A 4,091-nucleotide genomic window follows, 5' to 3' on the forward strand; every position below is an offset into this window, starting at 1 on the left:
CCGCGCCGACGACCACGCCGGTGCCGCCGACGGGCACTCACCAGGCGGGCGTCACCCTCCCGGCCGAAGCCCAGACCAACGTGCTCGTCGTGGTGGCCGACGTCGCCGAGGGCGTGGCGATCGGCCCGCTGCTGGCCGGGCTCGGCGAAACCGTCCGCGCGCTCACCGCGGGGACCGACGCGCGGTTGCTGGGCTCGTCGCCGGGCGACCTCACCGCGACGATCGGGCTCGGTCCCCGGCTGGTGCGCCTGGCGGGCGCTTCCCTGCCCGGCGCGGCGGACCTGCCGCCGTTCTCCCGGGAACGGGTGGACCCGCGAGCGCGCGGCGGTGACCTGCTGGTGCAGCTCTGCGCCGGGGACGCGGTCGTGCTGTCGATCGCCGCCGCCGCGCTGCTGGACCACGCCGGTGACCGGGTGCGGGAACGCTGGCGGCAGTCGGGGCACCGCGGTTCGACCGTTCCGGTGAACCAAAGCCTTGCCGCACCGCGGAACGTGCTCGGCTTCGTCGACGGCATCGTGGGCCCGCACACGACGGCGCAACAACAGCGGGACGTGTGGCTGGACGGTCCGGCCCCGGTCGCCGGCGGCACCATCGCCGTGCTGCGCCGCATGGAACTCGACGTGCCGCGGTTCGCCGCGCTGCCCGTCGCCGACCAGGAGGCGGTCTTCGGCCGCCGCCGGGACACCGGCACGCCCCTCTCCGGCGGCGACATCGCCGCCGACCCGGACCTGGGCGCCAAGACACCGGACGGGCGCTACCTCATCCCGGCCGACTCCCACCTGCGCCGGGCGCACTCCGCGGCGGTGGGCGTCGGCCTCATGCTGCGCCGCTCCTACAGCATCGCCGACCCCTCACCCGGCCTGCTGTTCATCAGCTTCCAGAACGACCTCCGCACGTTCACCAACACCCTGACCCGCATGGACAACGGCGACGCCCTGCTGCCGTTCACCACGACCACCGCCACCGGCACCTTCCTCGTGCTGCCCGGCTTCGACGAGCGGCACCCGCTCGGCAGCACCCTGTTCCGCTGACCCCCGTGGTGGAGGACGAGGACCCCTGACAGACGCCTGCAGCTCTTCCCTGAACGAACGCCCGTGATCACGTGGCCGGGAAAAGGGTTGGACCGGGTGGTGCCCGGGCTTGTAGCTTGCGGCCGACCGTGACACCGCCCGAGGAGGTGAGACCCGTGAACGCTGTACCGACGTGGGTGCTCATCCTTCCCGTCACGGCCGGGCGGTTGACGTAGGTGTCGCCGGGAGCGCCTCGACCACAAGGCGCTCCCGAAAGGCAACACCCATGGATCTTTCGCAACCCACCGCCGGGCCGTCGACGTTCGACGTGATCATCGCCGGGTGCGGGCCGACCGGCGCGGTGCTGGCCGCCGAACTGCGGCTGCACGACGTGCGGGTGCTCGTCCTGGAGAAGGACACCGAGCCCGTGTCGGCGGTTCGCGTGGTCGGCCTGCACATCCGCAGCATCGAGCTGATGGCGATGCGCGGCCTGCTGGACCGCATCCTCGAACACGGGCGGCGGCGCCCGGCCGCCGGTTTCTTCGCCGCCATCGACAAACCCGTGCCCCGGGGCCTGGATTCCGAGCACGCCTACCTGCTGGGCATCCCGCAGCCGGTCGTCGTCCGGCTCCTCGAGGAACACGCGGTCCGCTCGGGCGCGCAGGTCCGGCACGGCTGCGCGGTGGCCGGACTGGAGCAGGACGACGAGGGCGTGACCGTCGAGCTGGCCGACGGCGAGCGGCTGCGCTCGCGCTACCTCGTCGGCTGCGACGGCGCGCGCAGCGCGGTGCGTAAGCTGCTCGGCGTCGGCTTCCCCGGCGAGCCCTCGCGGACCGAGACGCTGATGGGGGAGATGGAGGTGGGCGTGCCGGGGGAGGAGGTCGCCGCCAGGGTGGCCGAGGTCCGGAAGACCGCCGGGTCCTTCAGCCTCAGGCCCTCCGGCGAGAGGTCCTACAGCGTCGTGGTCCCCGCCCAGGGGGTCGTCGACCGCGCGGAACCGCCCACCCTCGAGGACTTCGAGGTCGGGCTGCGCGCCGTCGCCGGAACGGATTTCGGCGTGCACTCACCGCGCTGGCTGTCCCGCTTCGGGGACGCCACCCGGCTGGCCGAGCGCTACCGGGTGGGGCGGGTGCTGCTGGCGGGCGACGCGGCGCACATCCACCCGCCCGCCGGCGGGCAGGGGCTGAACCTGGGCGTCCAGGACGCGTTCAACCTCGGCTGGAAACTGGCCGCCGAGGTCCGGGGCTGGGCGCCGACGCCACTGCTGGACACCTACGAGGCCGAACGCCGCCCGGTGGCCGAGGACGTGCTGGACAACACCCGCGCCCAGGTGGAGCTCTCGTCCCCGGGCGCGGGTCCGCGGGCCGTGCGCCGCCTGCTCGCCGAACTGATGGATTTCGACGAGGTGAACCGCCACCTGATCGAGAAGATCACCGCGATCGGCGTTCGCTACGACTTCGGAGCAGGCCCCGACCTGCTCGGCCGCCGCCTGCCCGACGTCGAGGTGGCGCACGGCCGCCTCTACGACCTGCTGCACCGCGGCCGCGGCCTGCTGCTGGACCGCACCGGGCGCCTCACCGCCGGCGGTTGGTCCGACCGGGTCGACCACCTCGCGGACCCCGCGGCGGCGGTGGACGTCCCGTGCGCCCTGCTGCGCCCCGACGGCCACGTCGCCTGGGTCGGCGACGACCAGCGGGACCTGGACGACCACCTCTCCCGCTGGTTCGGCGAACCCGTCGGCTGAGATCGCCCGGCGACCTGCTCAGGAGACGGCTTCCAGCGGCAGGTCGCCGCCGCGCCAGGTGTCCGCCAACTCCTGCACCGGCAGGCCGAGCGCTTCGCCGAGGCAGACGATCGTGCCGAAGCCGGGTGAGGGCAACCGACCGGTCTCGATCTTGCGCAGGGTCTCCGGCGAGATGCCGGCCGCCTGCGCGACCTCCACCAGGTCGCGCTTGGCTCGCGCGCGACGCAGCAGGGCGCCCAGGCGCCTGCCGGCTTCGACCTGCTCCGGGGTGAGCGGTTGGCGGACCATGCCCCCAGGATAGGGTTGGTATTACTATACCGACAAGTGCTAGGGTTTCGGTATAACTATACCAACACTCCGTGACGCGAGGTATTCGTGATTGAGCTGAAGACGCCTGCGGAGATCGAGCGCATGCGCGTGACCGGGAGTTTCGTCGCCGAGGTGCTCTCCGAGGTCGGCCGGCTCGCCGAGGTGGGCGTCAACCTGCTGGACCTCGAGCACCACGTGCGCGGCATGATCGAGCGGCGCGGGGCGGAGTCGTGCTACTGGGACTACGCGCCGTCCTTCGGCAAGGGGCCGTTCCGCAACGTCATCTGCCTGTCGGTCAACGACGCCGTCCTGCACGGCCTGCCGCACGACTACGCGCTGCGCGACGGCGACGTGCTCAGCGCGGACTTCGCGGTCGGCATCGACGGCTGGGTGGCCGACTCGGCGCGCACGATCATCGTCGGCACCCGGGCCGAGGAGGACCTGCGGATCATCCGCGCCACCGAGGAGGCGCTGGAGGCGGCGATCGCGGTGGCGCGCCCGGGCAACCGCCTGGGCGACATCTCGGCGGCGATCTGGGCGGTGGCCCGCGACTACGGCTACCCGGTCAACACCGAGTTCGGCGGCCACGGCATCGGCCGCACCATGCACGAGGACCTCCACGTGTCCAACAAGGGGCGGCCGGGCCGGGGCCTGACGCTCCGACCCGGGCTGACCCTCGCGCTCGAACCCTGGTTCACCCGCACGACCGACCGGATCGTCTACGACGACGACGGCTGGACCATCCGGTCGGCCGACGGCTCGCGCACGGCCCACTCCGAGCACACGATCGCCATCACCGAGGACGAGCCCCTGGTGCTCACCCGGCGCGAAGGGGAGGAGCCCCCGGTCAAGGCCGGTCCCGCCGGCGGGTCGTCCGCGAAGGAGTCCTGAGCCGACCGCGTCGGCTCAACCCCCGACGCCCTCGGCGGGGTCGAGGCGGACGCAGCACTGGTCGGGCGCCGGTGCGAGGCGGGCGGTCAGGTCGGTGATCGCGAGCCCGTCGAGGAGCCCGTCCAGCAGGCACAGGT

Annotated in this window: 4 protein-coding genes; 3 read left to right on the forward strand and 1 reads right to left on the reverse strand. The window is 73.1% G+C overall.

Annotated elements, in window-relative coordinates; translation table 11 throughout:
- Together ACFV4N_RS40660 and rox are read left to right on the forward strand one after the other, a co-directional pair.
- Nucleotides 1-1,031: Dyp-type peroxidase (locus ACFV4N_RS40660; protein ID WP_499678024.1), on the forward strand; the 1,031-nt coding region annotated here is incomplete at its 5' end.
- Nucleotides 1,032-1,296: 265 nt separating this feature from the next.
- Entirely contained in the window at nucleotides 1,297-2,754 is a 1,458-nt protein-coding gene (gene rox, locus ACFV4N_RS40665) for a rifampin monooxygenase (protein ID WP_499678025.1), read from the forward strand.
- 18 nt (nucleotides 2,755-2,772) lie between these two features.
- On the opposite strand, the gene ACFV4N_RS40670 is transcribed toward rox, so the two are convergent.
- The gene (locus ACFV4N_RS40670; RefSeq protein WP_499678026.1) at nucleotides 2,773-3,042 is read right to left on the reverse strand and encodes a helix-turn-helix domain-containing protein; all 270 of its coding nucleotides are present in this window, start codon (nucleotides 3,040-3,042) and stop codon (nucleotides 2,773-2,775) included.
- A gap of 87 nt (nucleotides 3,043-3,129) precedes the next feature.
- On the opposite strand from ACFV4N_RS40670, the gene map reads away from it, so the two are divergent.
- Nucleotides 3,130-3,954, forward strand: coding sequence for a type I methionyl aminopeptidase (map, locus tag ACFV4N_RS40675; protein WP_499678027.1), 825 nt, complete (start codon nucleotides 3,130-3,132; stop codon nucleotides 3,952-3,954).
- The last annotated feature ends 137 nt before the right edge of the window (nucleotides 3,955-4,091 follow it).

Origin of the sequence: Actinosynnema sp. NPDC059797 (assembly GCF_042732085.1) — a bacterium.
In the GTDB taxonomy this organism is placed as follows: domain Bacteria; phylum Actinomycetota; class Actinomycetes; order Mycobacteriales; family Pseudonocardiaceae; genus Actinosynnema.

Coding starts and splice junctions, on each gene's coding strand:
- rox (WP_499678025.1), top strand. CDS start 1,297: ATGGATCTTTCGCAACCCACCGCCGGGCCGTCGACGTTCGACGTGATC.
- ACFV4N_RS40670 (WP_499678026.1), bottom strand. CDS start 3,042: ATGGTCCGCCAACCGCTCACCCCGGAGCAGGTCGAAGCCGGCAGGCGC.